This window comes from Pigmentiphaga sp. GD03639 (assembly GCF_029845405.1).
In the GTDB taxonomy this organism is placed as follows: domain Bacteria; phylum Pseudomonadota; class Gammaproteobacteria; order Burkholderiales; family Burkholderiaceae_B; genus Pigmentiphaga; species Pigmentiphaga daeguensis.
Genome location: NZ_JAOCLR010000007.1, coordinates 223,969 through 249,603, shown reverse-complemented (window position 1 = coordinate 249,603; position 25,635 = coordinate 223,969). Strand labels below are relative to the sequence as shown.

At 69.8% G+C, this 25,635-nt stretch carries 22 protein-coding genes; 8 read left to right on the top strand and 14 right to left on the bottom strand.

Annotated elements, in window-relative coordinates:
- Window positions 1-7: 7 nt before the first annotated feature.
- The gene (locus N5K27_RS10480; RefSeq protein WP_243724410.1) at window positions 8-1,237 is read left to right on the top strand and encodes a multidrug effflux MFS transporter; all 1,230 of its coding nucleotides are present in this window, start codon (window positions 8-10) and stop codon (window positions 1,235-1,237) included.
- Here N5K27_RS10480 and N5K27_RS10475 read toward each other — a convergent pair.
- The gene (locus N5K27_RS10475; RefSeq protein ID WP_087837479.1) at window positions 1,216-1,809 is read right to left on the bottom strand and encodes a TetR/AcrR family transcriptional regulator; all 594 of its coding nucleotides are present in this window, start codon (window positions 1,807-1,809) and stop codon (window positions 1,216-1,218) included. The two genes, N5K27_RS10480 and N5K27_RS10475, sit on opposite strands and share 22 nt — an antisense overlap.
- A gap of 66 nt (window positions 1,810-1,875) precedes the next feature.
- Between N5K27_RS10475 and N5K27_RS10470 the strand changes: the two genes are divergently transcribed.
- Window positions 1,876-3,345: an NAD(P)/FAD-dependent oxidoreductase gene (locus N5K27_RS10470; protein ID WP_279816244.1), complete on the top strand. Its 1,470-nt coding sequence runs from the start codon at window positions 1,876-1,878 to the stop codon at window positions 3,343-3,345.
- A 15-nt stretch (window positions 3,346-3,360) separates the two neighbouring features.
- On the opposite strand, the gene N5K27_RS10465 is transcribed toward N5K27_RS10470, so the two are convergent.
- Genes N5K27_RS10465 through N5K27_RS10455 form a run of 3 tightly spaced genes read right to left on the bottom strand, consistent with a single transcriptional unit; the run spans window position 3,361 to window position 5,727 of the window.
- On the bottom strand, window positions 3,361-4,056 hold the full coding sequence (locus N5K27_RS10465; protein ID WP_279816241.1) for a glutamine amidotransferase: 696 nt from the start codon (window positions 4,054-4,056) through the stop codon (window positions 3,361-3,363).
- A gap of 22 nt (window positions 4,057-4,078) precedes the next feature.
- Entirely contained in the window at window positions 4,079-4,906 is an 828-nt protein-coding gene (pdxK, locus tag N5K27_RS10460; protein ID WP_279816238.1) for a pyridoxine/pyridoxal/pyridoxamine kinase, read from the bottom strand.
- A complete protein-coding gene (locus tag N5K27_RS10455) occupies window positions 4,903-5,727 on the bottom strand; it encodes a YggS family pyridoxal phosphate-dependent enzyme (protein WP_279816236.1) in 825 nt (274 codons plus the stop codon). Before N5K27_RS10455 ends, pdxK begins: the two co-directional genes overlap by 4 nt.
- A 67-nt stretch (window positions 5,728-5,794) precedes the next feature.
- On the opposite strand from N5K27_RS10455, the gene N5K27_RS10450 reads away from it, so the two are divergent.
- Window positions 5,795-6,361 carry a TlpA disulfide reductase family protein gene (locus N5K27_RS10450; protein ID WP_279816233.1) on the top strand — a complete coding sequence of 189 codons (567 nt, stop codon included), beginning with the start codon at window positions 5,795-5,797 and terminating at the stop codon, window positions 6,359-6,361.
- On the opposite strand, the gene ptsJ is transcribed toward N5K27_RS10450, so the two are convergent.
- Complete coding sequence (gene ptsJ, locus N5K27_RS10445) at window positions 6,358-7,650, bottom strand: transcriptional regulator PtsJ (RefSeq protein ID WP_279816231.1); 1,293 nt, start codon at window positions 7,648-7,650, stop codon at window positions 6,358-6,360. The genes N5K27_RS10450 and ptsJ overlap by 4 nt on opposite strands.
- A 64-nt stretch (window positions 7,651-7,714) precedes the next feature.
- Between ptsJ and N5K27_RS10440 the strand changes: the two genes are divergently transcribed.
- Window positions 7,715-8,539 carry an aminoglycoside phosphotransferase family protein gene (locus tag N5K27_RS10440; protein ID WP_279816229.1) on the top strand — a complete coding sequence of 275 codons (825 nt, stop codon included), beginning with the start codon at window positions 7,715-7,717 and terminating at the stop codon, window positions 8,537-8,539.
- On the opposite strand, the gene N5K27_RS10435 is transcribed toward N5K27_RS10440, so the two are convergent.
- Window positions 8,536-9,765 (bottom strand): MFS transporter, encoded by a 1,230-nt coding sequence (locus N5K27_RS10435; protein ID WP_279816227.1) that lies wholly within the window; start codon window positions 9,763-9,765, stop codon window positions 8,536-8,538. The two genes, N5K27_RS10440 and N5K27_RS10435, sit on opposite strands and share 4 nt — an antisense overlap.
- 99 nt (window positions 9,766-9,864) lie before the next feature.
- Here N5K27_RS10435 and N5K27_RS10430 point away from each other — a divergent pair, with 99 nt between their 5' ends.
- Window positions 9,865-10,314 (top strand): helix-turn-helix domain-containing protein, encoded by a 450-nt coding sequence (locus N5K27_RS10430; RefSeq protein WP_087837470.1) that lies wholly within the window; start codon window positions 9,865-9,867, stop codon window positions 10,312-10,314.
- A gap of 44 nt (window positions 10,315-10,358) precedes the next feature.
- On the opposite strand, the gene N5K27_RS10425 is transcribed toward N5K27_RS10430, so the two are convergent.
- Window positions 10,359-11,681, bottom strand: a complete 1,323-nt coding sequence (locus tag N5K27_RS10425; protein WP_087837469.1) for an MFS transporter — start codon at window positions 11,679-11,681, stop codon at window positions 10,359-10,361.
- A gap of 86 nt (window positions 11,682-11,767) precedes the next feature.
- Window positions 11,768-13,711, bottom strand: a complete 1,944-nt coding sequence (locus tag N5K27_RS10420) for a metallophosphoesterase (RefSeq protein WP_279816224.1) — start codon at window positions 13,709-13,711, stop codon at window positions 11,768-11,770.
- 161 nt (window positions 13,712-13,872) lie between these two features.
- Between N5K27_RS10420 and fabG the strand changes: the two genes are divergently transcribed.
- The 3 genes from fabG to N5K27_RS10405 all read left to right on the top strand — a co-directional run bounded on the left by fabG (window position 13,873) and on the right by N5K27_RS10405 (window position 17,634).
- A complete protein-coding gene (gene fabG / locus N5K27_RS10415; protein WP_087837467.1) occupies window positions 13,873-14,613 on the top strand; it encodes a 3-oxoacyl-ACP reductase FabG in 741 nt (246 codons plus the stop codon).
- A gap of 105 nt (window positions 14,614-14,718) precedes the next feature.
- Window positions 14,719-14,889, top strand: a complete 171-nt coding sequence (locus N5K27_RS10410; protein WP_165963053.1) for a hypothetical protein — start codon at window positions 14,719-14,721, stop codon at window positions 14,887-14,889.
- Window positions 14,890-15,252: 363 nt separating this feature from the next.
- Complete coding sequence (locus N5K27_RS10405; protein ID WP_132979195.1) at window positions 15,253-17,634, top strand: hypothetical protein; 2,382 nt, start codon at window positions 15,253-15,255, stop codon at window positions 17,632-17,634.
- 19 nt (window positions 17,635-17,653) lie between these two features.
- Here the strand turns inward: N5K27_RS10405 and N5K27_RS10400 are convergent, their stop codons facing one another.
- Genes N5K27_RS10400 through N5K27_RS10375 form a run of 6 tightly spaced genes read right to left on the bottom strand, consistent with a single transcriptional unit; the run spans window position 17,654 to window position 25,575 of the window.
- Window positions 17,654-21,319, bottom strand: a complete 3,666-nt coding sequence (locus N5K27_RS10400; protein WP_087837465.1) for a hydantoinase B/oxoprolinase family protein — start codon at window positions 21,317-21,319, stop codon at window positions 17,654-17,656.
- On the bottom strand, window positions 21,316-21,864 hold the full coding sequence (locus tag N5K27_RS10395; RefSeq protein ID WP_087837464.1) for a winged helix DNA-binding protein: 549 nt from the start codon (window positions 21,862-21,864) through the stop codon (window positions 21,316-21,318). Before N5K27_RS10395 ends, N5K27_RS10400 begins: the two co-directional genes overlap by 4 nt.
- Complete coding sequence (locus N5K27_RS10390) at window positions 21,854-22,225, bottom strand: 2Fe-2S iron-sulfur cluster-binding protein (RefSeq protein ID WP_087837463.1); 372 nt, start codon at window positions 22,223-22,225, stop codon at window positions 21,854-21,856. Before N5K27_RS10390 ends, N5K27_RS10395 begins: the two co-directional genes overlap by 11 nt.
- The gene (locus N5K27_RS10385) at window positions 22,222-23,937 is read right to left on the bottom strand and encodes an FAD-binding protein (RefSeq protein WP_087837462.1); all 1,716 of its coding nucleotides are present in this window, start codon (window positions 23,935-23,937) and stop codon (window positions 22,222-22,224) included. The genes N5K27_RS10390 and N5K27_RS10385 overlap by 4 nt, the downstream gene beginning before the upstream one ends.
- 2 nt (window positions 23,938-23,939) lie before the next feature.
- A complete protein-coding gene (locus N5K27_RS10380; RefSeq protein WP_207958592.1) occupies window positions 23,940-24,731 on the bottom strand; it encodes an ABC transporter ATP-binding protein in 792 nt (263 codons plus the stop codon).
- The gene (locus N5K27_RS10375) at window positions 24,715-25,575 is read right to left on the bottom strand and encodes an ABC transporter ATP-binding protein (RefSeq protein ID WP_279816214.1); all 861 of its coding nucleotides are present in this window, start codon (window positions 25,573-25,575) and stop codon (window positions 24,715-24,717) included. Before N5K27_RS10375 ends, N5K27_RS10380 begins: the two co-directional genes overlap by 17 nt.
- Between the last annotated feature and the right edge of the window lie 60 nt (window positions 25,576-25,635).

Below are 25,635 nucleotides of genomic sequence, written 5' to 3'. Positions count from 1 at the left end.
GACCTCCATGACCCGCGCGCATCCGTCCCCTGCCCCGTCCATCCGGGCGCCCTTGTGGCTCCTGGTACTGGTGACGCTCAGCGGCACGATGGCCATGCACATCTTCATGCCGGCGCTGCCGCTGGCGGGCGCCGACCTGGGCGCGAGCCCGGCCGGCATGCAGCAGACCATCACGCTGTACGTGGTGGGGCTGGCGTTCGGACAACTGATCTACGGGCCGGTGTCGGACACCATTGGGCGCCGGCCCACGCTGCTGCTGGGCTTGGGCATCTATCTGGTGGCGAGCGTGTTCGCGCTGTTCGCGCCCACGCTCGAATGGCTGCTGGCCGCCCGCCTGGCGCAGGCGCTGGGCGGCGCGGCGGGCATCACGCTGGGGCGCTCCATCGTCCGCGACATCTCCACGCCCGAGCGGGCCACCAAGGACCTGGCGCTGCTGAACCTGTTGACGCTGGTGGGGCCGGGGCTGTCGCCCATCCTGGGCTCGTACCTGGCCGACGGTTTCGGCTGGCGGGCCATCTATGTGTTCCTGGTGTGCATGGCGACCGCGATGGTGCTGTGCGCGTGGCGGCTGCTGCCCGAGACCAACCTGGACCGCTCGCCGCTGGCCTTCGGCAAGATCGCGAGGGACTACGGCCAGTTGGTCGGCAACCGGCGATTCCTGGGGTTCATGGTGGGCGGGGCCTGTTCCAGCACGGCGCTCTATCCCTATCTGGCGACGGCACCCTACATCGTGCACGGGCAGTTGCAGTTGCCGATTTCCCAGATCGGCTGGTTCGCGGCGATCACCATCGTCGGGGCCAGCGTGGGGTCAGCCACGACCCGGCGGCTGGTGGGGCGCTTGAACACGGAGCTGTTTCTCTACATGGGGGCGGGGCTGAGCCTGGCCATGGCCTTGGTGTTCCTGGGCGTGCAGGCCATGGGCTGGCTGAATGTGCCCGTGCTGATCGCCATCACCTTCCTGCTGACGACGGGATGCGGCATGGCCAGTCCGGCAGGGCTGTCGCGCGCGCTGTCCTCGGCACCGGGGCTGACGGGGTCCGCGGCGGGCCTGTACGGGTTCGGGCAGATGGCGGCCGGCGCGCTGGGTACCAAGCTCGTGGGCTACGGCTCGGATCCGGCCATCTCCTGCGCGGTGGTGCAGATCTTCCTGACGGTGGTGGCCCTGGGGGCTTTCCGGATCGCGGTCGGCGCGCGGGGCGGGGACGGCGGCGAGCCTCAGGGGCGCGACGCGCCCTGAAGAAAGAAGTCGAAGGCGCGCGCGAAGGCCTTGCGTAGGGAAACCTTCGGGTCGCCCAGCCAGCTCATCAGCGCCGACAGGTACAGGAAATGCAGGTAGTTGGCCAGGCGTTCAGGAGGTTCGTTGTCGCGGACTTCCCCGGCCTGCTGCGCCGCGTGGATCAGCGCGGTGTACGCGGTGACCATGTCGGACGACGCCTGCTCGCCCGATCCATCGCTTACCTGCTGGAAGCGGAAGCGGATGTAGGGCGCTGCGTACTGCCGATGTTCCTCCCACCATCGGGCCGAGGCGTCCAGGACCACCGGGATGCGGGAGGCGAAGGTCTTGCGCTTCATGACGGCCTGCATCAGCGGCGCCAAGTCGCGCGCCAGGCGCGCATGCATCCATTCGGCAAGCACCGCTTCCTTGACCGCGAAGTGGTTGTATAGCGTTCCCCGCACGACGCCCGCCTCGACGGCGATCTGTTCCATCGTCACGGCCTCGTAGCCGTGGCGTTCGAACAGGTCGCCCGCCACCGTCGCGATATGTTCGCGCGTGCGCTGGCGCTTGGAGGGAAGGGCGGCCGTGATCATGAAAGAATTATACAGTGTAGAATTTTGTACATTGTCTAATTTTTCCGGTCATGGAGGCTAGCTGCCATGGGAAGGTCGATACGGTCGGCGATGGTCGTCGGCGCGGGGCTGTCGGGCCTGGCGGCCAGCGTGGCGCTGGCCCGGCAAGGCGTCGACGTCGTCCTGGCCGAAGCCGGCGAGGAGGTCGGAGGCTGCTGCTCCACCGTCAGCGAACAAGGCTTCACCTTCAACAACGGCGCCGTGTACGTGGCGGTTCCATCATTGCTGAGATCGGGGTTCGCGCGGCTGGGCATGGACGTCGAGCGCGAGATCGAGCTGGCCGCCATCGCGCGGCCGCATGCGACGCACCTGGACGACGGCACGGTGGTGCGGCTGGCGGGCGTGGAGGATTCCCTGGTCGAGGGAGACGCGGCACGGACCGCCATGTTGCGGGATGGACTGGACGCACTGCGGCGCCGCTGGGCGCCGATCTATCGCACGCTGGTCCAGGAAGTGCTGCCGTTCGAGCCGGCCCTGGCAAGGACGCTGGGGCGGCTGTGGCGCTACCTGCCTGCCCTGTCGGGGCGGGCCGATCGTCTCATCGCCGGGCATTTCCCGGATGCCGGGCTGCAGGCCGCCGTCGCGTCCACCCTGCTGTACACCGGCATGGGGCCGGAACGGCTTCCCGCCACGCAGATCATCGGGCTGGTGGCCTTGCTGGAAGAGGGCTTCCACCTTCCCCGGGGCGGGATGGGAGCCATCAGCCAGGCGCTGTACCGCGCGGCGCAGCGCCACGGCGTGCGCATCTTGTGCGGCCGGCCGGTGGAACGCATAACGGTGGCCGGCGGCGTGGCGCGCGGTGTCGCGCTTGCGGGCGGGGAACGCATCCAGGCCGATTGCGTGATCGCGGCCTGTTCAGGCTTCGACGTGGTCCACCGCCTGCTGCCCGCCGACGCGGTGCCCCGGACGCTGGCGCGGCGCGCGCGGCGTGCGCCGCTATCCCATCGCGCGATATCGATCCAGCTGGGCGGCGCGGTCGCCGAGGGGCCGGGCGCGTTCATCGTCAACCATGTGCCAGCCATGCGCGAGCAGGGCCGGCTGCACCGGACGCCGCCGGACGTGCCGCACTGGCTGGCCTATACCTGCCCCACGCAGGTGCTGCCGGACCTGGCGCCCCCGGGACGGTCCATCCTGGAGCTGTACGCGCCCGTCTCCGGCATCGCCTCCGCCGAAGCGTGGACGCCGGACATGACCCGGGCGACCGTGGACCGCTATCTGGAAGCCATGCGGCGGCGCGTTCCGGGACTGCGGGTCGATGCCGTCCGCGTGCTGGACCCGCGGGACTTCGTCCGCCAGCGGCATTTGTACGAGGGGGCGCTGTATGGCGTGGCGCCCGGCGCCTCGCCCGACCGCTTCTTCCCGCATCGCACGCCGCTGCGCGGCCTGTATCTGGCCGGACAGACCACGTTTCCAGGCTACGGCGTCCCGTCCGCCATCCTGTCGGGCATACAGGCGGCCGAGGCGGCCACGGGCGGAGCCGGGCCGGCGCGGATCTGAAGAGGTGGCCGGGTGTCAGCAGCCGTCCAGCCAGTCGCCGAAGACCTGGCGGGCCACGCGTTCGAGCTCGGCGCCATGGCGCGCCGCGTCCCGCCTGATGGCGGCGACGTCGATCCGGTGCGCCGCCAGCTCGCAGGCGTGGCCGATCAGCCAGCGTTCGATGTGCGTGGCCTGCGCTTCCAGGTGGAACTGCAGGCCCAGCAGGCGAGGCCCCAGGGCAAAGGCCTGGTTGGGAAAGCCGGGCGTTTGGGCCAGCCTGGCGGCACCGGGCGGGATGTCGAACTGGTCGCCGTGCCAGTGCAGCACGGGCACCGATCCGATGCCGCGTAGAACCGAGGCCTGCCCCTCGTCCGTAAGGGTAAGCGGCGCATAGCCGATTTCGGCGCGGCCGGTGGGCTTGACGTCCGCGCCCAGCGCCTTGGCCATCAGTTGCGCGCCCAGGCAGATGCCCAGGGTGGGCCGGTCCTGCTTCAGCCGTTCGGCAATGGCCGCCAGTTCCGCTTCCAGGAAGGGATAGCGGTCCGTGTCGTAGACGCCGATCGGGCCGCCCAGGATCACGACCAGGTCGGCCGCGGCCAGCGGCCCGGGGGCGATCGCATCGACGCCGGCTTCCAGGTAGCGCACGCGGTAGCCGCGCCCGGCCAGCAGCGGGGCCAGCGTGCCCAGGTCTTCGAAGGCGACGTGGCGGACGATCAGGGCTTGGCGGTTCATTGTCGGGGTTCCGGTCCGGCGTTCAGGGGTGGGGCGGCAGCAGCAGTTCGGCGCAGCCGGCGCGTTGCGTTTCCCGCAGCGCGGCCAGGACGTCATCGGCGGCCTGCCGCGCCGCGGCTTCGATAGCCGCGCCTTCCAGCAGGTGCGCGGCCAGCGACGCGGTGAAGAGATCCCCGGTGCCCTTGGGGGTCAGGGCCAGCCGGGGATGGACGATGGTTGCCGTGTCGGTGCGCGTCACGACCAGGATCTTCATGTCGTCCGGCGTCCAGGTCGCGGGCGCCGCGCTGGTGACGACCACCCATTCGGTATCGCCCGCCAGAAGCCGGCGGGCGGCGCGGATGGCGTCGTCGATGCCGTCCACGGGCATGCCCGTCAGCTGCGCGAGTTCGAAGCCGTTGGGCGTCAAGCCGCGGGCCTGGCCGACGAGGTGGTCGCGGTAGGCATCCACCAGCGACGGGTCGACGTAGATGCCATGGTCGTGGTCGCCGATGACGGGATCGACGATCAGCATGAGGTCCGGGTGGTCCGGCCGTATCCTTTCCAGCCAGCGGCCGAGCGCCTGGGCCTGCGCGGCGTTGCCCAGGAAACCCACCACCACGGCCCGCAACCGGCGCAGCGCGTCGCGGGCCGTCAGGTCGTCCAGGTAGCCCTGGAACCAGTCCAGCGGCAGGGCGCCGCCGTGCATCGTGGGGTAGTGGGGAGTATTGCTGAGCACGACGGTGGGCACGGCGGCGACGTGCAGGCCGGCGCGGTACAGCCTGGGCACCGCGATCGAGTTGCCGACGTGGCCGTAGACGACCTGGGACATGATGGAGACTACGTCCAGCGGGAGGGGGCCGGGATCGTTCATGATGCAGGCTGCGGGTCGGCTGTGGGCCAGTAGTAGGCGTCCGGCGTGCTGCGGGCGCCGAAGATGGCCTGGCCCACGCGCACCACGGTTGCGCCTTCCTCGATGGCGATCTCGTAGTCGCCCGACATGCCCATGGACAGTTCGTCCAGGCCGATGCCGGCCGGCGCGTCCTGCCGCAGGCGGTCGCGCAGCGTGCGCAGCAGCACGAAGCACCGCCGGACCCGCTCGGCTTCGGCGGAGAACAGGGCGAGCGTCATCAGCCCGCGCACGCGCAGGGCGGAGTAGGCGCGCATCTGGCGCAGGAAGTCCTGGACATCATCTGGATGCAGGCCGTACTTGCTGGCCTCGCCCGAGGTGTTGACCTGCACGAATACGTCCAGCGCGCGGCCCTCGGCTTGCAGCCGGCGGTCCAGTGCCTCGGCCACCCGCGGGCTGTCCAGCGCCTGGAACTCGGCGGCGAAGCGCGCCACCAGCTTGGCCTTGTTGGTTTGCAGGTGGCCGATGATGGACCACTTCAGGTCGGCCAGATCGGACATCGCTTCCCATTTGCGGGCCGCCTCCTGCAGCTTGTTCTCGCCCAGGAAGCGGCAGCCGGCCTGGTAGGCCAGGCGGATGCGCGCTTCGTCGACGGTCTTGCTGACCGGCAGCAGCCGCACGCCGGCCGGGTCGCGGCCGGCGCGCCGGCATGCCGCGGCGATGCGTTCGCGCACCGCCGCCAGGTTGCGGCGGAAATCCTCGACCGAGGCGGCCTGGGGCCAGCGGCCGTGCTGGTCGTGCTGGGTGGGGGTATCGGCCCGGGGGGCTTCGCTGTCCGCGTTCATGTCCGGCTCATCGGTTTGTCCTATGCCAAAAGAGTATCATGTTCAGGCACGACTACAGGAGTCCGACATGTCCCGACCCAAGCCCCATACCGTGGAAGCGCCGCCGTTGCAGGTGGACGAGTGGCTGAACGTCTCCGCGCCCATCGACCTGGCCGGCCTGCGTGGGAAGGTGGTGCTGCTGTACGCCTTCCAGATGTTGTGCCCGGCCTGCCTGGCGCATGGCCTGCCGCAGGCCGAGCGCGTGCATCGCATGTTCCGCGAGGACGACGTGGCCGTGATCGGACTGCATACGGTGTTCGAGCACCACGACGTGACGGGGCCGGCCGCGCTGCGGGCCTTCACGCACGAATATCGCTGGAGCTTCCCCATCGGGATCGACCGTCCCGCGCCGGATGGGAACATTCCGATGACGATGCGGGACTATGCCCTGGGCGGCACGCCCAGCCTGGTGCTGCTGGACCGCCGCGGTCACATCCGCCTGCATCACCTGGGCAGCATCGACGACCTGGCCCTGGGCTCGGCCATCGGCCGTCTGCTGGAGGAAGGCGAGGAAGGCGGTGGCGCCGGCACGCCCGCAAGCGGACCGGCCGGCGCGGGATGCGGCCCGGATGCCTGCGTGGCGCCGGCGCCCTAGCCCAGGCAGTGCCGCAGGTCCGAGGCGATCCGCCGGCATTGCGCCGGCTCGATGCCCGACAGGGTGATGCGCAGCCCGGGCACGGCTTCGTGCACGCCGAAGGGCTGTCCGTGGCGGACCAGCCAGCCCCGCCGCGCCAGGGTCTGGGCGACCGCCTGGTCGTCGGTGGCCAGCGGCACCCACAGATTGAGTCCGTCCCCGCCTTCCAGGCAGGCGATGCCCCGTTCCCCCAGGGCATCCTCCAGGCGCTTCCTGCGCACGGCATAGTCCTTGCGGGCGCGGGACATCAGCCGGATGGCGTCGGGGCTGCCCAGCGTGGTTTCCGCCATGTCCTGCAGCAGGTGGCTGACCCAGTTCGTGCCCGATGCCAGGCGCAGGCGCAATTGCCGGGAAGTCGCTTCATCGCTGGCCACCAGTGCCATCCGGATATCGGGCCCCAGTGCCTTGGTGAGCGAACGCACCAGGGCCCAGCGCCGCGTGCCCGCGGGCAGCACGGAGTGATAGGCGGCGGTCGCCAGCAGGGCGAAGTGGTCGTCCAGGATCACGGCGACGTGCGGATGTTTCGCCAGGACGCGCGATAGCGCGCGCGCCCGCCTGGCGCTCAGGTTGCAGCCGGTGGGGTTGTGCGCACGGGGCGTCAGGATGACGGCCCGGACTCCCTTGGCCAGCGCGGCTTCCAGCGCCGGCGCCTGCATGCCCTCGGCGTCGACCGGTACGCCCACCGCCTGCAGGCCGGCCACGCGCAGCAGGTTGATGCTGCTCAGGAAGCAGGGGTTTTCCACCGCGACCTTGTCGCCCGGAACGAGCAGGGCGCCCAGCAGGCGTTCGATGGCGTCGACCGCGCCATGGGCCAGGTCGACCTCGAAGGGAGCCGGGCAGTCCTGGGCGAACCAGGCGCGGGCATGGGCCTCGAGTCCCGCGTTGATCAGCGGTTCGCCGTAGAGCCGGGGCCGGTAGGGCCTGGCGTGCAGCGCCGCGGCCAGGTCCGGCAGCCAGGCCGGGTCGGGGTTGCCGCTGGCCAGGTCCACCAGCGGCGAATCGGGCAGCGCGCCTTCCTGTTCTCCGGGCCCCTGGCCGCGTATGGTGGTGCCGCGCCGGCCCTGGGCGGTGGCGATGCCCGCCGCCACGAGGCGCTTGTACGCGGCGGCCACGGTATTGCGGTTGACGTCCAGCTGCGCCGCCAGCTCGCGCACGGGCGGCAGGCCCTGGCCGGGCAGGAGTTGCTGGGACTGGACTTGCGCGCGAACGCTGTCGAAGATCTCGGCCGCGCTCTTTCCTCGTATTCTCATGTCGTCCTAGGACAATGTCGGTGTGCTAGTTTGACACGTTGTTCCACGTAGAGAGCATTCCTCCATGACTCGCCCCCAAGCTTTCGACGCCTGGCTTGCCCGCTGGAGCCTGGAGCCCGACGGCGATCCGTGCACCACGCATTCGAGCCTCTTGCTGCCGGTGCGGCGCGACGGCAAGGCCGCCATGCTGAAGATTTCCACCGAATCCGAAGAGCGCTGGGGCGCGGGCCTGATGGTGTGGTGGGACGGCGTGGGCGCGGCGCGCGTGCTGGAGCACGAGGGCGACGCGATCCTGCTCGAGCGCGCCCTGGGGACGCGGTCGCTGGCCGGCATGGCGCGGGCGGGGCAGGACGACGAAGCCAGCCGCATCATCTGCCGGACCGTCGCCGCGCTGCATGCCCCGCGCGGCAAACCCGCGCCGGCACTGGTGCCGCTGGCCGAGCGGTTCCGGGCGCTCGAACCGGTGGCGGCCCGCCTGGGCGGCATCCTGACCAGGTCGGCCGGCGCGGCCCGGGCGCTGCTGGCCGAGCCTAGGGACGTCGTGCCGCTGCACGGGGACATCCACCACGGCAACGTCCTGGACTTCGGCGAGCGGGGCTGGCTGGCCATCGATCCGAAACGGCTGGAGGGCGAGCGTGGCTTCGACTATGCCAACCTGTTCTGCAATCCGGACCACGCGATCGCCCTGGCCCCGGGGCGCCTGGCGCGGCAGGCGGACATCGTCGCCCGGGCGGCGGGGCTGGAGCGCCAGCGCCTGCTGCAATGGATCCTGGCCTGGGCCGGCCTGTCCGCCACCTGGCTCATCGAGGACGGCGAGGACGAGCTCGTGGCGCCGACCTTGCGCATCGCGGAGCTGGCGGAGGCCGAGCTCGGTCCGGACCGGCGCTAGCCGGGGGCGGAACCGGCCGTCCGGGCGGTAGCCGCCGCCGGCGTGGCGCGCAGGGTGGCCGCCCAGAAGAGCAGGGCCGCAGCGCCGATGCCCGCGCCCATCAGGCACACGCCGTTCCAGCCCGCGTGGGCATAGACCATGGTCGAGATCGATGAGCCGGCCGCGCTGCCGATGGAGTAGAACACCATGTAGGCGGCGGTCAGGCGATTCTGCGCTTCGGGCCGCACGCGATAGATCATGCCCTGGTTGGTGACGTGCGCCGCCTGCAGCCCGAAGTCGATCACCAGGACGCCCAGGACCAGCCACAGGATGGAATGCGGCAGCATCGAGATCGGCAGCCAGGAGGCCAGCATCAGGGCGAGCGCGATGCCGGTCGTGCGCTGGCCGTGCCCGCGATCGGCCCAGCGGCCGGCGCGCGCGGCGCCCAGCGCGCCGGCGGCCCCGGCCAGTCCGAACAGGCCGACCTCGGTATGGGAGAGCGAGAAGGGTGGCGCGGCGAGCGGCAGCACCATGGGCGCGAGCAGCGTCGTGATGTCGGCGAAGATCAGCATCGCGATGATGGCGCGGATGCGCAAGACCGGTTCTTCCAGGAACAGCGTGAACACCGATGCGATCAGGCGCGGATAGGAAATCCGGGTCCCGGTGCGCCGCTGGCGGGGCAGGGCCTTGTAGAGCAGCCCGGCGATCGCCAGCGTCAGCGCCGCCGACACCAGGTACACCGTCCGCCATCCCGACAGGTCGGTCAGGAGGCCCGCGGCGGTGCGCGCCGACAGTATGCCGAGCACGATGCCGCTGGTGACCACGCCCACGACCTGGCCTCGTTCGGATGGCCGGGCGAGCGTGGCCGCGTAGGCGACCAGCGCCTGGGTGACGACCGCGAGCAGGCCCACGGCCGCCATGGAGGCGAGCAGCATGGCCGCCGTCGATGAGAGTCCTGCGCAGGCCAGGGCCAGCACGGAAAGCAGCGACTGCCCGATGATGAGCATGCGGCGATCGAGCAGGTCGCCCAGCGGCACCAGCAGGACCAGGCCCAGCCCGTACCCGAGCTGGGTCGCGCCCACGATGAGGCCGGCCACCGCGTGCGACAGGCCGAGGTCGTCCGCCATGACGTCCAGCAAGGGGTGGGCGAAATAGGCGTTGGCGACGGCCAGGCCGCTGGCGACCGCGAAAAGCAGCGTGACCGGACGCGTGAGCGGCGATGGCGCCGCGCTTGCTGTAGAACCCATGGTTGAAACTCCCGATAATTTGGTTTCATTACAAAACCGTTCGGGAGGATAAGGGTTTTAGTTTTATAATGCAACCTAATAATCGATGGAGCGCGGACCATGGTCGGACGAAAAAGCCTGAAGGGGGATTACTGCCCCAGCGCCCGGTCGCTGGACGTGATCGGCGACTGGTGGTCGCTGTTGATCGTGCGCGACGCGTTCGATGGCCTGACGCGTTTCAGCGAGTTCCAGAAAAGCCTGGGCATCGCGAAGAACATCCTGACCGAGCGCCTGCGCACCCTGGTGTCGCGCGGCATCCTGGAGGCCGTCCCGGTGGGGGACAGCGGCGCGCGGATGGAGTACCGCCTGACGGCCATGGGCCGGGACCTGTTCCCGGTGATGGTTGCCCTGCGCCAGTTCGGCGAGCGCCATCTGTTCAAGCCGGGCGAAGCGCATTCCGAACTGGTCGACCGCGAGACCGGCCTGCCGGTCCGGCTGGACATCCGTGCGCCGGACGGGCGGTCGGTGGGGCCGGACGACACGGTGCTGCTCAGGGTGCCCGAGGAATAGCGGGCAGGGCGGCGCCGTTCACCCGAACCGCCTGGCGCCCGGCACTAGCGGGAAGACTCGGTGGCCGGCGAGGCCCGCTCATGTGCCGCCCGAGGCGCGGTCTCCGGCATTTGCCGCAGGACGGGCAGCACCGCCAGCGCGACCACCGCGATCATCGCGCCCGGCGCGGCCGTCCAGCCCGTGGCCTGTACCAGCCATTCCGCCAGGAAAGGCGTCATTCCCCCGAACAGCGCGGTGGCCGCGGTCGCGCCCAGCGCGAGTCCGCTCAGCCGGCCTTCGCCCGGGAATTGCTCGGCCGTGGCGGGAGCGCCCACGGCGCTGACGCCGCCGGCGACCAGCGCCAGCGCGACAGCGCCCAGGGCGACCTGGACGGTGGTGCCGTGTGCCATGTAGGTGAACATGAACAGCGGCAGGGCCGCGCCCAGGACGGCGAGCCCGATCAGCATGGGCCGGCGTCCCAGGCGGTCCGACAGTGCGCCGGCCACGGGCGTGGCCGCGATGACCGCCACGGCGGCGACGGTCGATAGCCAGAGCGATTCGGCTTCCCCGCGGCCTCCGTTCGAGGACAGGAAGGCGGGCACGTAGGTGATGCCGACGTAATACGTGATGGAGCCCAGCGCCGAGATCGCGAAGGTCCTCAGCACGGCGGTGCGGTGATGCGTGAGCGTATGCAGGATGGGCGAGGCGGGTATGGTGCGCTGGCGCTGCTGCCTTTCGAAGTCCGGCGACTCCTGCATGGCCGAGCGGGCGATCCAGATGCTGCCCGCCAGGGCAGCGCCGACGAAGAAGGGAATGCGCCATCCCCAGGCGTCGAGCCGGGGGGTATCCAGCAGCGCCACGGTCGCGGCCGACACCGCCACCGCCAGCAGCGCGCCGACTTCGCTGGCGGCCGAGGCGAGCGACGTGACCAAGCCCCGGCGACCGGGAGGCGCGCCTTCCAGCAGGTAAGCCACCACGCTGGTATATTCGCCGCCCACCGAGAAGGCCATCAGGCAGCGCAGGACCAGCAGCAGCACGCCGGCCGTGGCGCCCAGGCTGCCGTAGGCGGGCAGCAGCGCGGTCGCCAGCATGGCGGCCGTCATCAGCGCCATGGACAGCAGCAGCGTCCGGCGGCGGCCGTGGCGATCGCCGATGTGGCCGAACACGAGGGCGCCCAGGGGACGCATGAAGTACGAGACGGCGAAGCCGGCCAGCGTGGCCAGCAGGGAGAGCTCGCCGCCGCCGAAGAAGACGCGGGACAGGACCGTCGCGAAGTACAGGTACAGCGTGAAGTCGTACCATTCGACGATCGTCGACAGGGCGGCGATCGTCAGGGATCCGCGCGAGATGACGGGGGCCGGGGTGGGGCCGCTGGCCGCCGCCGGCATGTCAGGAAAGAGGAATCGTGGCCATGTTCCCGGGAATGATATAGGGATGGCCGGCTCCTGAAAACGCCGGACGGCCTTGCTTGAGCCTAGCGCGCCACCACCGCGAACGCCCCTTCCTTGTCGACCCGTGCCCAGTAGGCCGATTTCGTGGCGTCATAGCCCACGGCCACGGCGCACGAGGCATCGACGTCGGCGGGCAGGGCGGTCAAGAACGCGGCCTGGTAGGGCTGCTTGCTGATGCACGCGGCGGAGGCCAGCGCGACCCACTTGCCGTCCGCGTCGCGGCGCGCCAGCGTGGTGGCGGTGGCGTCGGCGCCCGAGGGCAGCGCGAACTCCAGCACATAGGTGTCGCCGCCCTGGTCGGCGCTGAGTTCCCACTGGCGCGTGGCATGCGCCGGCAACTGCACCGGCAGCTTGCCGCTTTCCGAACCGTCGCCGTAGCTGCCCGGCAGGCCGGTGGTGGCCGTGATGTCCTTGGCGCGTCCCCACGGATCGATGTAGGTGCCGGTCTGCCCCGCGATGCCGCTTATCCACAGCACGTCGGACACCGTGTCCTTGCCGCGCTCCTGCCAGTTCAGCGCGACCAGCTTCTTCAGGTCGATGGTGGTCGCGCGGACCTCGATCTCCTCGTCCCCGGTGCCCTCGTTCACCAGCCGCGCACGCTGGCTGTTGTTGAGGTTGCGGCTGAAGCTCTCGTCGCTGATGAACATGTAGCGGTACATCATGGACAGCATCTCCATGTTGCTGCCGGCGTAGGAGTAGCCGGGCGTGGCGCTCATGCCGCGGGTGCGGGTGTCGTAGCGGTTGAAGCTGCGGTTCGTACCGTCCAGCAGGCGCGCGCGATGGCCGCTGGCCGAGGCGCAATAGCTGGTGCGATAGGACGGATCGTAGGCGCTGTTGCGCTGGATGTCGGCGGGCACGCTGCCAGGGAACACCACCTTTTCACAGCGCTGCGTGGAGCGGACGAACCGGTCCAGCAGTTTCCACTGCGGCGTGGTGAGTTCCTTGGGGCCGTCCTCGTTGCGGGTGACGGAATGCGTGGCGAAGTACGAGCGGTAGTCCAGCATGCCGCCCTGGATGGTGAAGATCGAGGCGTTGGCATCGACAAAGCCCGTGTCCTCGTGCTGCACCTTGTGCATCAGCACGCTCTGGATGCGTTCGTGTTCGCCGAAGCGCGTCTCGTAGCCCTTGTAGGCGGCGTCGCCCGAGATGATCTGCTGGAAGCCAAGGTCGGAATCGTCGCGGATGAGGCTGCGGGCATAGTGGTGCTCGTGCCCCGAGACGTAGATCACGTCGTGTTCGGCGAACAGCTTGCGGTATTTGTCGTAGGCTTCGCGGAACTTGGTGTCGTTGACGATGGCCAGGCTGCCGTCGACGATGTTCTCCCGTACCAGGCCGTAGCGGTTGCCGGCGAAGGAGTTGTGGGTCTGGAGGATGATGTGGTCGACCTTGCCTCCGTGTTCCTTGACCATGCCTTCCACGAAGTCGTAGGCCCGTTCCAGCCAGCCGTACGAGATGTTGATGAACAGCACGTTGTCGCGCACCAGCGCGTAGTTCTTGTAGGCCGAGCCGGGCATGTGCCATGCGTCGGCGGGGATGAAGCCTTCCACCGTGTCGTACCAGTCCTGGTCTATGCCCTTGGGGTCGTGGTTGCCCATGATGGGCAGGATGGTCATCCTGCCCTTGTACTGCTCCGCCAGGCCGCGCCACAGCGCGTATTCGGCCGGGGTGCCGTTTTCCACGAGATCGCCCACCGCCAGGACCACGTTGACCCCCGACTTCGCGTACAGGTCCAGGATGGCCTTCATGGGATGCAGGGCGACGCCGGAGTCGCCGCCCTGGGTGTCGGGCAGGATGCCGACGCGCAGCGTGGGCGTGACCGGATCCGTCGGTGTGCTGGGGCCGGTCGGCGTGCCGGGGCCGGTCGAAGCGGAGCCGTCTCCACCGCCGCAGGCGGCCAGCGTGGACAGCACGGCGAGCGCCAGGGCGGCGGCCGCCCCGCGCCCGGTCTTGGCGATACGTATGGACATCGTTTGTTCCCCCGAAAGCGGCGCAGATTAGGGGGTCGATATGACCGCGTCATTGCTGCGGATGCGGGACTCCGCCGGACAGGGTAAAAACACACTGGCGCCGAACCGGTGCCCGGCCCGGCGTTCCGGAAGAGGCCGGATTCCATACAGAGGGGATGTCAGTGAAGCTGAAAGACCGAGTAGCCATCATCACGGGAGCCGCCGCCGGCATCGGGCGGGCCACCGCATGGAAATTCGCCGGCGAGGGCGCCACGGTGATCCTGTGCGACCGGGCGGCCGACGCCGCGCGGGAACAGGCGCGGGCGCTGCAGGAGGCCGGCCACCAGGCCGTGGCCCATGCGCTGGACGTGACCGACCGCGAGGGAATCGACGCGGTCGTCGCAGCCATCAAGTCCAGGTTCCACCGCATAGATATCCTGGTCAACAACGCGGGCATCACGCAGGATGCGCGGTTGGCGCGCATGACCGAACAGCAGTTCGACCAGGTCATCGACGTGAACCTGAAGGGCGTGTTCAATTGCACCCAGGCCGTCGTCGACACCATGCTGGAACAGCAGCGCGGCGTCATCCTGAACGCATCGAGCGTGGTCGGCCTGTACGGGAATTTCGGGCAGACCAACTATGCGGCCAGCAAGTTCGGCGTGATCGGTTTCACCAAGACCTGGGCCCGCGAACTGGGCCCCAAGGGGATACGGGTGAACGCGGTCTGCCCGGGCTTCGTCGAGACCGACATCCTGAAGAGCATGCCCGAGAAGGTGCTGGACGGGTTCCGCACCTCCTGCTGGATGAGGCGGCTGGGGGCGCCGGAGGAAATCGCCAATGTGTACGCCTTCCTGGCTTCCGACGAGGCGAGCTACGTCAATGGCGTGGCGTTGGAGGTGTCGGGGGGGATGTCCGTCTGACCTATGGCCGGCGGTTCATATCACGGCTACATCGTTCGCATAATTGCGAATAAAAGGAGGATGCTGTAACGTGTTTAGCAATTAGAATCAATTGCACATCGTCGTATGAGCTATTACAGCGAGACGGAAAGGCCGCTGCTCAAGCGGTTCCTGCGTGTCCTCGTCGCCTTCCTGGCCGTCTGTTTCCTGAACGCCGCGATCCTCCGCATCGCCTGCCATGCGGGCGGCGTCCCGGAATCCCGGCTGCTGTCCAGCTTCGCCGTGGGGTGCCTGTAAAGGTACGGATCCATCGCGCCGCCGCACGGCGCGCTCATTTGGCCGAGCCGCGTTTTCTTCTCTTGCGTTCCACGCTGTACACCACCAGCAGCGCACAGGCCAGCCAGACCAGCAGGACTTCCAGAAGCATGGATTCCATCCGACATCGAAGTTAGAGCGAATGCTTCTTGATGATAGTGGGCGCTTCCATATTTCGCCAATTGATTAAACGAAACGTGGCAATAGGATTTGGCTTCGTGGCTCGTCCTCATGGCCGCGGATGCCCCATTTGAGTGATGTGATGGTTCTGCCATGACGATATCCTGAGACAAGGGGGACAGTTGCTGCCCGTGCTTGGGATTTTCCTGCTGGCAGAGTCACATCATGGATATCACTTCTTCTTGCCGCTCTCGCATGCTGGGCGGTTTGGTCGCGCTTGCCTGCGCGGGCGGCCTGGCGCCGGCCCGGGCGGCAGATTCCGGCGCGCTGTTCCGCCAGCTCGGCCAGATCATCGAGCAGACCGGCCGGGCCCTCGCCGAGGATCAGCGGCGGCAGGAAGAGGAGGAGCAGCGTGCCGCCGAGAACGCGCGCCGCGAGCAGGAGCTGCAGGCGCAGCGGGAACGCGAGGCGGCGGCCCGGCAGCGGGAGCAGCGGGAAGCGGCCAGGCAGGAACAGGAGCGGGCCCTGCGGGCGCTGGCGCCGCCGCCCGAGTACCAGGACCGCATCGTGATTCACAAAAGCCTGCTCGGCATGCAGGAAACCGGCAACGCGCGGCCGGATTTCGACATCACGGCGCGCACCACCATCAGTATCTCCCCCGACGGCGCCTGGCTGGCCTTCGAGGCAACGGACGGGCGGATCATGCTGCGCGATACGGCATCGGGCAAGGACAGGGTGGTGCCGACCCGCGTGCCGCCCGGCCAGTCTTCCCGCTCGCTGGCCTTCGTCGGCAACGAGGCGCTGCTGGTAAGCGGCCTGAAGAACGGTTCCGAAGTGGTCGACCTGCAAGGCAATTCGCTGCGCACGTTGCCGCCGAGCGCGTACTTTCCGTGGTCGAAGGAGGTGGGCGGCCGCTACATCGTCCAGCACTTGCGGATGAGCGATTCCGACAAGGGACTGCGCTGCCTGGGGGTGAGCTACTACGACGCCAGGGGAGTCGACCTGGGCGGCGTGTCGGTGGACGATGCCGAGGCTTGCGCTGCCCGCATCGACGACAAGGGCCGGCAGGAATTCCTCGCCCACAAGGATGGCGTGGTCAGCTATTACGTCAATGGCGTCAAGACCGGCGAGTTCCGCGGCGACGACCGGCGTCCGGCGGAGCAGTACAAGCGTCTCGGCTATCAATGGATAGGCAACACGCCGTATGCCTACTCCGAGATCGGGGAATGGGATAACCCGTCGCATCGGCTGAGGGTGTGGGACGTGGCCCAGGGGAAGATGCTGTGCGAGCTGCCCGGCCATGTCGCCGGGATACCGTATGCCGACAAGCGGGGCAATATCCTGACGGCACAGCCGCCCGTCAGGGTGAGTCTGCCCGATTGTTCGATGGTGCGCGTCAGCAACGGCAACAAGCGGCTGATGGGCTGGGGGGAGATCGCCTACCTGCACGATGAGCAGACCGGCAAGGTCGACGTCATGGATCCGTCGACGTGGCAGCGCCGCATCACGTTGCAGACGCTGCACCGCAGGTCTCCACAGGACCGGTCGTTCTCCGGCGTGTTCCAGGAGCTGCCGGGCCACCCGGACCAGGTGCTGGTGACGTCGTATGCGACCGAGTCCCAGATACCGGCGCAGTTGTTCGACACGAAGACGGGCCAGTTGCTGCGCACCCTGCCGCCCGGCCGGTTCCAGGCGGGGTACATCATCCAGCAGGACCTGCTGACCGGCCAGTCATTCAGCTGGCGCTCGCGTCTCTGGCGCCTCGCCTACGACGACGGCGCCGGCAAGGCGACCACGGCGTTCCTGGCCGCCTTGAAGAAGGACAAGTTCGAGACCTCGGCCGAGTACCAGAAGCGGCTGGCCACGCTGACCATGCCACATACGATGAAGGTCGCGCTGCGGGACTACGACGCCGACCGGGGCATGTTCATCGGCACCTGGCGCAACGTGCAGGTCTCGGTGCCGCTGCCGCCGGCGCAGGCCCGGCAGTTCGCCGACGCGAAGGAAATGAGCATGACGGGCGACCTGCGCGCGATCGACGAGGATTACCTGGAACTGCGCAACGCCAGCGTGACCACGCCAGGCGGACAGGTGGTGAAGCTGGCGCTGCCGGATGGACCCGCCCCGAAGATCCAGCCGCGGCCCCAGGCCGTGCGCCAGGGGGAAGGGGCCGGCCCGGTGGCCGGCGCGGCGGCCGCGCGTGCCACGGCCGGCGCGCAAGGGGGGCGCTGCACGGGAACCATGGCGCACCTGGCGCCCCAGCTACGCCCCTATACCACGCCCATGCTGGCCGACACCCGCAAGGAAATCCTGGAGATCAACGTGGCGTCGACCCTGGCCAAGGTAAAGGCCGGGGGCGGAACGGCCGCCATGCTGCGCGAGCAGGCGGACCAGTTCGACCGGGCGGCGCGCGACGCGGCCACCACCGCCAACCAGAGCGACGGCGGCGGCAACAGCATCGCCAAGGCCGATGGCGGCACGTTGCCGTTGAACTGGCCGTGCGAGGGGATCCATTCGTCGGCCGTCTGCGGCTACATCATCATGCGCTGGCAGGCGCTCGTGACGAGGGAGTTGGCCAGCATCTACTCGACGTGCCAGGGAGGATGAGGCCGGCGGCCCCTGGCCGTCACGCGGGCCCGTAGCCTCCGCCGCCGGGCGTTTCGATCTCCACCCGGTCGCCCGCCCGCAGTTCGGCCCGATCCGCGTGGTCCAGCGGCTCGATCCGTCCGTCGGCGCGCAGCACGCGAGCCAGTCCGGGCGCGCCGGGTTGCCCGCCGCACAGGCCGAAGGCCGGATGGTGCCAGCCGTTGGCCAGCAGCGATACCGTCATGGGTTCCAGGAACCGCAGCGTGCGCACGCCGCCGTCGCCGCCGCGCCAGCGTCCGTCGCCGCCCGAACCGTGTCGGATCTCGTAGCGTTCCAGCCGCACCGGGAAACGCAGTTCCAGTACCTCCGGATCGGTCAGGCGCGAATTGGTCATGTGAGTCTGCACGACCGATGTGCCATCGAAGCCGCCGGCCAGGCTGCCGTTTTCATCGAAGCGGCCGCCCGCGCCCGAGCCGCCGGAGATGGTTTCGTAGTACTGGTGGCGGGCGTTGCCGAAGGTCAGGTTGTTCATGGTCGGCTGGCTGCTGGCCATGATGCCCAGCGCGCCGTACAGCGCATTGGTCACGCAGGTGGAGGTTTCGACGTTGCCGGCCACCACGGCGGCCGGATAGCGCGGGTTCAGCATCGAACCTTCGGGGACCACGATGGTGAGCGGCTTCAGGCCGCCCGCGTTCATGGGAATGTCCTCGTCCAGCAGCGTGCGGAACACGTACAGCACGGCGGCCGAGGTAACGGCGCGCGGCGCGTTGAAATTGTTGGGCAACTGCCTGGACGTGCCGGTGAAATCCAGCGTGGCACTGCGGGTGGCGTGGTCCACGGTGACCGCCACGCGCACCTGCGCGCCGTTGTCCAGCGATACCGCGAAACTCCCGTCGCGCAGGCGGCTGATGGCCCGGCGCACGGATTCCTCGGCGTTGTCCTGCACGTGGCCCATGTATGCCTGCACGACGTCCAGGCCGAAGTAGCGCACCATGGCCATGAGTTCCTCGCGGCCTTTCTCGTTGGCGGCCACCTGGGCGCGCAAGTCGGCGATGTTCTGGTCGATGTTGCGCGCGGGATGCCGCGCGCCGGCCAGCAACTGCCGCATCTCGGCCTCGCGCAGATGTCCGTCGCGCACCAGCAGGAAGCTGGTGATGAGCACGCCCTCGTCGTCGATGGTGCGCGAGTCGGGCGGCATGGAGCCGGGCGTCAGGCCGCCGATGTCGGCGTGATGGCCGCGCGAGCCCACGTAGAACAGCACGCGGGTGCCGGCCTCGTCGAAGATGGGGGTGATGACCGTGACGTCGGGCAGATGGGTGCCGCCGGCGTAGGGGTCGTTGAGCACGTAGGCGTCGCCGGGCCGCAGCGTGCCCTGGGTACTGTCGATGACGGCCCGGACGCTGGCGCCCATGGACCCCAGGTGCACCGGGATGTGGGGGGCGTTGGCGACGAGGTCGCCCTGTGCGTCGAAGATCGCGCACGAGAAATCCAGGCGTTCCTTGATGTTGACCGAGTGCGCGGTGTTCTGCAGGCGCCAGCCCATCTGCTCGGCGATGGACATGAACAGGTTGTTGAAGATCTCCAGCATCACCGGATCCGCCTCGGTGCCGACGGCGCGGCGCTGGGGCCGGGGCTGGGCGCGTTCGAGCACGATGTCGCCGTTCGCGGTCGCGGTGGCCCGCCAGCCGGGATCGACCACGGTGGTGGCGTTGGCATCGGTGATGATGGCGGGGCCGGCGATGACGTCGCCGGCCCGCAGGTCGGCGGCGGCGTAAAGGGGGCTGTCCTGCCATGCGCCGGCATGGATGGCGACGCTGTCGCGGGCCTGCAGTTGCGTGCCGGCCTCGCGCGCGGGGCGGCCGAACCAGGCGGCGCGCGCGCTCTGGGGGCCTTGCCCGGCGGTGGCCTCGGCCATCACGGAATCGATCACCAGCGCGCGGCCGGGCATCAGGAAGGCGAAGCGCTGGCGATAGGCGCGCTCGAATTCGGCCAGCATGTCCGAGGTCTCGCCCAGCGGCACCGGCAGCGCGGTGTCGGTACCCTCGTAGCGCAGATAGGCTCGCTCGGCGATCCGGATGTCGGCCGCCTCGCAGCCCTGGGCCTGGAGTTCGCCCTTGGCCGCGGCGCCCAGTTCGTCCAGCACCCGGCGCGCCTCGGCGCGGCCGTCGTCGTCGAAGCGGCGCTCCACCGAGCGTTCCCGCACGGCGGTGGCGACGGCCAGGCCCATGCCGTAGGCGGACAGCACGCCGGCCAGCGGATGGATCAGCACGCGCGGCATGGCCAGCGCGTCCGCGACGGCGCAGGCATGCTGGCCGCCCGCGCCGCCGAAGGTGGTCAGGGTGTAGCGGGTGATGTCGTAGCCGCGCTGCACGGAAATCAGCTTGATCGCGTTGGCCATGTTGGTGACCGCGATCTCCAGGAAGCCGTGCGCCAGCGCCTCGGGCGTGGTGGCGCGGCCGGTGCCGCGCTCGACTTCGCCGGCCAGTTCGGCGAAGCGCGCGCGGACCACGTCGGCATCCAGCGGCTGGTCGCCACCGGGACCGAACACGGCGGGAAAGTGCGCAGGCTGGATGCGGCCCAGCATGACGTTGGCGTCGGTGACGGTCAGTGGTCCGCCGCGCCGGTAGCAGGCGGGCCCGGGATCGGCGCCGGCCGATTCGGGGCCCACGCGCAGCCGCGTGCCGTCAAAGCGCAGGATGGATCCGCCGCCGGCGGCCACCGTGTGGATGCTCATCATGGGCGCGCGCAGCCGCACGCCCGCCACCAGCGTGTCGAAGGTACGTTCGTATTCGCCGGCATAGTGGGATACGTCGGTCGAGGTGCCGCCCATGTCGAAGCCGATGATGCGGTCGAAGCCGGCGGCGGCCGACACGCCGGCCATGCCGACGATGCCGCCGGCGGGGCCGGACAGCACGGAGTCCTTGCCCTGGAAGGCGCGGGCGTCGGTCAGGCCGCCGCTCGATTGCATGAACTGCAGGCGCACGCCGGGCAGGGCGGACGATACACGGTCCACGTAGCGGCGCAGCACGGGCGACAGATAGGCGTCGACCACGGTGGTATCGCCGCGCGCGACGAAGCGGATCAGCGGCGAGACGGCGTGCGAGGCGGAGACCTGCGCATAGCCGAGTTCACGCGCGATCGCCGCCAGCCGCAGTTCGTGCGCCGGGTTGCGGTAACCGTGCATGAGCGCGATGGCGATGGACTGGTAGCCCTGCGCCCGGCCTTCGGCCAGGGCCGACCGGGCCTGCGCCTCGTCCAGTTCGGCGACGATGGCGCCGTCGGCGGCCAGGCGCTCATCGATCTCGACCACGAGGCTGGCGAGCTGTTCGGGCAGGACGATCTCGCGGTCGAACAGGCGCGGCCGGTTCTGGTAGGCGATGCGCAAGGCGTCGCGAAAGCCCCGGGTGACGGCCAGCAACACGCGTTCGCCCTTGCGTTCCAGCAGCGCGTTGGTGGCGACCGTGGTGCCCATGCGTACGACCTCGATGCGATCGGCGGGTACCGGTTCGCCGGGAGCCAGCCCCAGCAGGCGTCGTATGCCTTCGACGGCGGCATCGTCGTAGCGTCCGGGGTTCTCGGAAAGCAGCTTGGCCGTCGCCAGCGAGCCGTCGGGGCGGCGTCCGATCACGTCGGTGAAGGTGCCGCCGCGGTCTATCCAGAATTCCCAACGGGCATCGTCGGCGGGGGAAGAGGAGGTTGTATTCATAGCGATGAGGCCGCGCGGGCGGCCTGGTCATAAAGGCCCGACAGCATGCGCAGGCGCCGGGCCACGTCGGACAGGGAGGCGCCGTCGGCCAGTTCGCCTTCGACGCTGGCAAGCAGGCAGCGGCCCCGGACGGCGCGGAAGCGATCGATCAGCGCCGCGCCTTCCCCGGTGGTGGCGTAGAGCACTTCCTTGCCGCTTTTTTCGCCGCGCACCAGGCCCATGCCAGCCAGTTTCTTCAGCGAGTAGTTGATGACGTGCGTGTCTTCGTAGTTCAGGGTGAAGCAGATGTCGGCCAGTTTCTTGCCCCGCTTCCGATGGTGGACGTGGTGCAGCACCAGCACGTCCGTGACCGCGAGGTCGGCCGCGCCGGCCGCCGCCATGCAGCGCACGATCCAGCGGCTGAACGCATTGTGGGCGATGATCAACCCGAACTCGAGCTCGGACAGCTCGGCATGCGGACCCGTGGCCAGGTGCGCCGAGGACAGGATGCGCAGACGTTCGCCGGCCTCGTCCGACGCGTCCGGGCGCCGGCCGTCATTCGTCATCGTCGTCGCCCTCGCCGGCGAACAGGCGTTCCTTGGGCGGCGCGATCTCGGTCACGAGATCGCGTACCAGCGGCTTGTTCGGCAGGGGTTCGACCGTGTGCGAGGTGCCCGGCTCGAGCTTGGCCAGACAGGCGTACACGACCTTGCCGTCCAGGCGCATCATGCATTCCTTGCAGGCATTGGCGTTGATGCAGGCATAGCGGAAAGCCAGCGTATCGTCCTGGTGCGCGCGCACCCAGCGCAGCGCGTCCAGCAGCGACGCGGCAGCCTGGGGAGGTACGTCGTATTCGACGACGCGGGCCTCGGTGCCGGCGCCGGCGCGCTGGATCTTCAGGCGGATGGAGTCGTTGGTCGATGTCATGCGATGTCCTCCTGCGTGGCCTCGAGGCGCTGGACGGGCTGGGTGGCCAGCGTCCATTGGCCGTCGCGCCAGGCGATGGTCTGGTTCAGCGTCCAGGCGTCTTCCTGCCCGGGATGGTCTTCGCGCTGGTGCGCGCCGCGGCTCTCGCGCCGCGCCAGCGCGCAGCGGGTCACGGCCTCGGCCACCAGCAGCATGTTGCGCAGGTCCAGCGTGTCCAGCCGCACCGGGTCCTGCGGCCCGCCGCCCGGCAGGTCGCTGCCGGCCCGTGTCCGCAATGCGTCCAGCCCGTCCAGAGCCTGCCGCAGGCCCGCCTCGGTGCGGAAGGGGCCGACGTGCGCCTGCATGAGCGCCTGCAATTCCTCGATCAGGGACGCGGCATTGAGCGCGTCCGGCTCGCCGTGGCGCGGCGCGAGCCGTTGCAGCCAGGGGCGGGCCAGGGCCTCGAGTGCTTCCAGCGAGGGCGGCTCCGGGCAGTCGGCGGCCGCGGCGCGGCCGGCCCGCAGTCCGAAGGCGATCGCCTCGGTGATGGCGTTGCCCGACAGCCGGTTCGCGCCGTTGGCGCCGCCCACGGCCTCGCCCGCGGCATACAGGCCGGGCACGTCGGTGGCGAGGTCGGTGTTCACCCGGATGCCGCCCATGTGATAGTGGGCGATGGGCGCCACTTCTATCATCTGCTTCGTCAGATCGATGCCGGCCTTGGCCAGCTTGTTGATGATGGGGCCGAACGCCGCGCGCAGCGTGTCTTCCGGCACGTGACGGAAGCTCAGCCACGCGCCGCCGGCCGGCGTGCCGCGGCCGGCCTCGACCTCCTTCAGGATGGCGTAGGTCGCGGCGTCGCGGGTGGTGGTGTAGCCCTGGCCTTCGGCGGCGTTGCCGTAGCGTTCGACGAATTCCTCTCCCTGGTTGTTCAGCAGCTTGCCGCCCAGCTTGTAGCGGAAGGGATCCCACATGATGGGGTCGAAGCCGACCAGGCGCGGCGCCAGGTGGCCGATGGGGAAGAACTGCACGAACTCCATGTCGATCAGCCGGGCGCCCGCGCGCAGGGCCAGCGCGAAACCGTCGCCGCCCATGTTGAGCGAGGCGCTGTTGCGGCGGTACAGGCGCGTCAGGCCGCCGGTGGCGATGATGGTGGCGCCGGCCCGTATCAGGACCGGGTCGCCGGAGCCCAGGTGCAGCGCCACGGCGCCGGTGACGCGGCCGTCCTTGCGCAGCAGTTCCACCACCAGCAGGTCGCCCACGCGCCGCACGCCGGGCTCGCGCGCGGCCTGCGCGCGCAGGGTCTTGGCCACCGCGGGGCCGGTGTTCAGGTAGTCGACGTAGACGCAGCGGGGGCGGTCGTGGCCGGGGGCCCGGGTCTGTGCCATCCGCTCGCCGTCGCGGGCCCAGCCCACGCCCCAGCGGTCCAGCAGGCGGATCGCGTCCACGCCTTCCTCGCACAGCAGCCGGGCCAGGGGTTCGCTGCACAGGCCGCGGCCCGCCGTCAGCGTGTCGCGCAGGTGATGCTGCCAGTGGTCCGGCCCTTGTTCGCCCAGGGCGGCGGCCACGGTCATCTGGGCCATGATGGTGGCGCCGCCGCGCCCGATCAGGCTGCGGTCGGCCAGCAGGGCCCGCTTGCCGGCCTGCGAGGCGGCGATGGCCGCGCTCATGCCGGCACCGCCGGCGCCTATCACCAGCACGTCGGTTTCCAGCGTGTGCAGGGTGGGATGGGACATGTTCATTCTCCGTTGGGGGCCAGCGCCCCCTCCAATTCGCGGGCCGGGGCTTCCGCGCCCAGGTAGGCCTGCTGCACGGCGGGGTCCGCCGCGAGATCGGCGGCATTGCCTTGCAGCACCACGTGGCCGTGCTGCAGCACATAGGCCCGGTCGGCCAGCTCCAGCGCGATGCGGGCGTTCTGTTCCACCAGCAGGATGGTCTGGCCGGACGCCTTCCAGCGGAACAGCACCTCGTAGACCGCATCGACGAATTTCGGCGACAGGCCCATCGACGGCTCGTCGATGCAGACCAGGCGCCCGCGCCGCAGCCACGCCCGGCCCAGGGCCAGCATCTGCTGTTCCCCGCCCGACAGCGTGCCGGCCAGCTGGCCCCGGCGCTCGGCCAGGCGCGGGAAGGCCTGGAACACCTCGTCGAGGTCGGCGGCCACGGCGGACTTGTCGTGGCGCCGCGGGTAGGCCCCCAGCAGCAGGTTTTCGCGCACCGTCATGTCCGGAAACACACGGCGCCCCTCGGGTACGCTGGCCACGCCCAGCCCGATGACCTCGGCGGGCGCCAGGCCCTGGATCTCGCGGCCGTCCAGCAGGACGCGTCCGTTGGACGGGCGGGCCAGGCCCAGCACCGACTTGAGGGTCGTGGACTTGCCCGACGCGTTGCCGCCCAGCACGGAGACCACTTCTCCGGCCTGGACACGCAGGCTGACGCCGAACAGGGCCTGGACGGCGCCGTAGTGCACGTCGACCGCGTCCAGTTGCAGCAGGGGGGAGGAAGAGGGCAGCTCAGCCAAGATGGGCATCCGAGTTGACCGGCCGCCTGCGCGCGCGGCCGAGGTAGGCTTCGACGACTTCGGGATGGTCCAGCGCCTCGGCCGGGGTGCCGGTGGCCAGTATCCGCCCCTGATTGAGGACGATGGCCTGGTCGGCGATGCGCCGGACCAGGGACAGCTTGTGCTCGACGACCAGGATGCCGAGCTGCGGCTGTTCCGCGCGCAGCGCGAGCAACAGATCGGTGAGTTCGGCGGTTTCGCTGGGGTTCATGCCGGCGGCCGGTTCGTCGAACAGCACGAAGCGCGGCCGGGCAGCCAGCACGCGCGCCAGTTCCAGGCGCCGGCGGTTCGCGTACGAAAGACTGTAGGCCGGCTGGTCGCGCCGCGGCCAGAGCCGTTCGCCGAAGCGTTGCAGGGCCGCGCGGGCGCGTTCCTCTGCCTCGGCCCGGCGGCGGCGCCAGGCGGGCAGGCCGAGCAGCTCGCCGGCGATCTCGGTCAGCGGATCGACCAGCCGCGCGGACCCCGCGCGGCCGAGCAGCCCGGCCTGGGTGCCCAGCATCACGCTGTCCCATACGCTCAGGGCGGGGAACACGCGCGAAGTCTGGAAGCTGCGGCCCAGGCCCAGCCGGGCGATGCGCTCGGGGGCCAGTCCGTCGATGCGGCGGCCATCCAGGAAGACATGTCCCGACGAAGGTTTCTCGACTCCGCTCAGCAACTGGATCAGGGTCGACTTGCCGGCGCCGTTGGGGCCCACCAGCGCCACGGTCTGGCCCGGGGTGACGGCGAAGCTGACGTCGTCCACCGCCTTGACGCCGCGGAAATGGCGGCTCAGGCGCTCCACCCGCAGTCCTCGTTGTTCATCGCGAGTCGTCATATCAGTCGTTCATGGCAAAGAGGAGTCCGTTGCGACGCGTGTTTCGATCGAGGGCACAGC

Excerpts from the sequence above, each read along its gene's own strand:
- N5K27_RS10480 (WP_243724410.1), top strand. The coding sequence starts at position 8 with ATGACCCGCGCGCATCCGTCCCCTGCCCCGTCCATCCGGGCGCCCTTG.
- N5K27_RS10475 (WP_087837479.1), bottom strand. The coding sequence starts at position 1,809 with ATGATCACGGCCGCCCTTCCCTCCAAGCGCCAGCGCACGCGCGAACAT.
- N5K27_RS10470 (WP_279816244.1), top strand. The coding sequence starts at position 1,876 with ATGGGAAGGTCGATACGGTCGGCGATGGTCGTCGGCGCGGGGCTGTCG.
- N5K27_RS10465 (WP_279816241.1), bottom strand. The coding sequence starts at position 4,056 with ATGAACCGCCAAGCCCTGATCGTCCGCCACGTCGCCTTCGAAGACCTG.
- pdxK (WP_279816238.1), bottom strand. The coding sequence starts at position 4,906 with ATGAACGATCCCGGCCCCCTCCCGCTGGACGTAGTCTCCATCATGTCC.
- N5K27_RS10455 (WP_279816236.1), bottom strand. The coding sequence starts at position 5,727 with ATGAACGCGGACAGCGAAGCCCCCCGGGCCGATACCCCCACCCAGCAC.
- N5K27_RS10450 (WP_279816233.1), top strand. The coding sequence starts at position 5,795 with ATGTCCCGACCCAAGCCCCATACCGTGGAAGCGCCGCCGTTGCAGGTG.
- ptsJ (WP_279816231.1), bottom strand. The coding sequence starts at position 7,650 with ATGAGAATACGAGGAAAGAGCGCGGCCGAGATCTTCGACAGCGTTCGC.
- N5K27_RS10440 (WP_279816229.1), top strand. The coding sequence starts at position 7,715 with ATGACTCGCCCCCAAGCTTTCGACGCCTGGCTTGCCCGCTGGAGCCTG.
- N5K27_RS10435 (WP_279816227.1), bottom strand. The coding sequence starts at position 9,765 with ATGGGTTCTACAGCAAGCGCGGCGCCATCGCCGCTCACGCGTCCGGTC.
- N5K27_RS10430 (WP_087837470.1), top strand. The coding sequence starts at position 9,865 with ATGGTCGGACGAAAAAGCCTGAAGGGGGATTACTGCCCCAGCGCCCGG.
- N5K27_RS10425 (WP_087837469.1), bottom strand. The coding sequence starts at position 11,681 with ATGCCGGCGGCGGCCAGCGGCCCCACCCCGGCCCCCGTCATCTCGCGC.
- N5K27_RS10420 (WP_279816224.1), bottom strand. The coding sequence starts at position 13,711 with ATGTCCATACGTATCGCCAAGACCGGGCGCGGGGCGGCCGCCGCCCTG.
- N5K27_RS10410 (WP_165963053.1), top strand. The coding sequence starts at position 14,719 with ATGAGCTATTACAGCGAGACGGAAAGGCCGCTGCTCAAGCGGTTCCTG.
- N5K27_RS10405 (WP_132979195.1), top strand. The coding sequence starts at position 15,253 with ATGGATATCACTTCTTCTTGCCGCTCTCGCATGCTGGGCGGTTTGGTC.
- N5K27_RS10400 (WP_087837465.1), bottom strand. The coding sequence starts at position 21,319 with ATGAATACAACCTCCTCTTCCCCCGCCGACGATGCCCGTTGGGAATTC.
- N5K27_RS10395 (WP_087837464.1), bottom strand. The coding sequence starts at position 21,864 with ATGACGAATGACGGCCGGCGCCCGGACGCGTCGGACGAGGCCGGCGAA.
- N5K27_RS10390 (WP_087837463.1), bottom strand. The coding sequence starts at position 22,225 with ATGACATCGACCAACGACTCCATCCGCCTGAAGATCCAGCGCGCCGGC.
- N5K27_RS10385 (WP_087837462.1), bottom strand. The coding sequence starts at position 23,937 with ATGTCCCATCCCACCCTGCACACGCTGGAAACCGACGTGCTGGTGATA.
- N5K27_RS10380 (WP_207958592.1), bottom strand. The coding sequence starts at position 24,731 with ATGCCCATCTTGGCTGAGCTGCCCTCTTCCTCCCCCCTGCTGCAACTG.
- N5K27_RS10375 (WP_279816214.1), bottom strand. The coding sequence starts at position 25,575 with ATGACGACTCGCGATGAACAACGAGGACTGCGGGTGGAGCGCCTGAGC.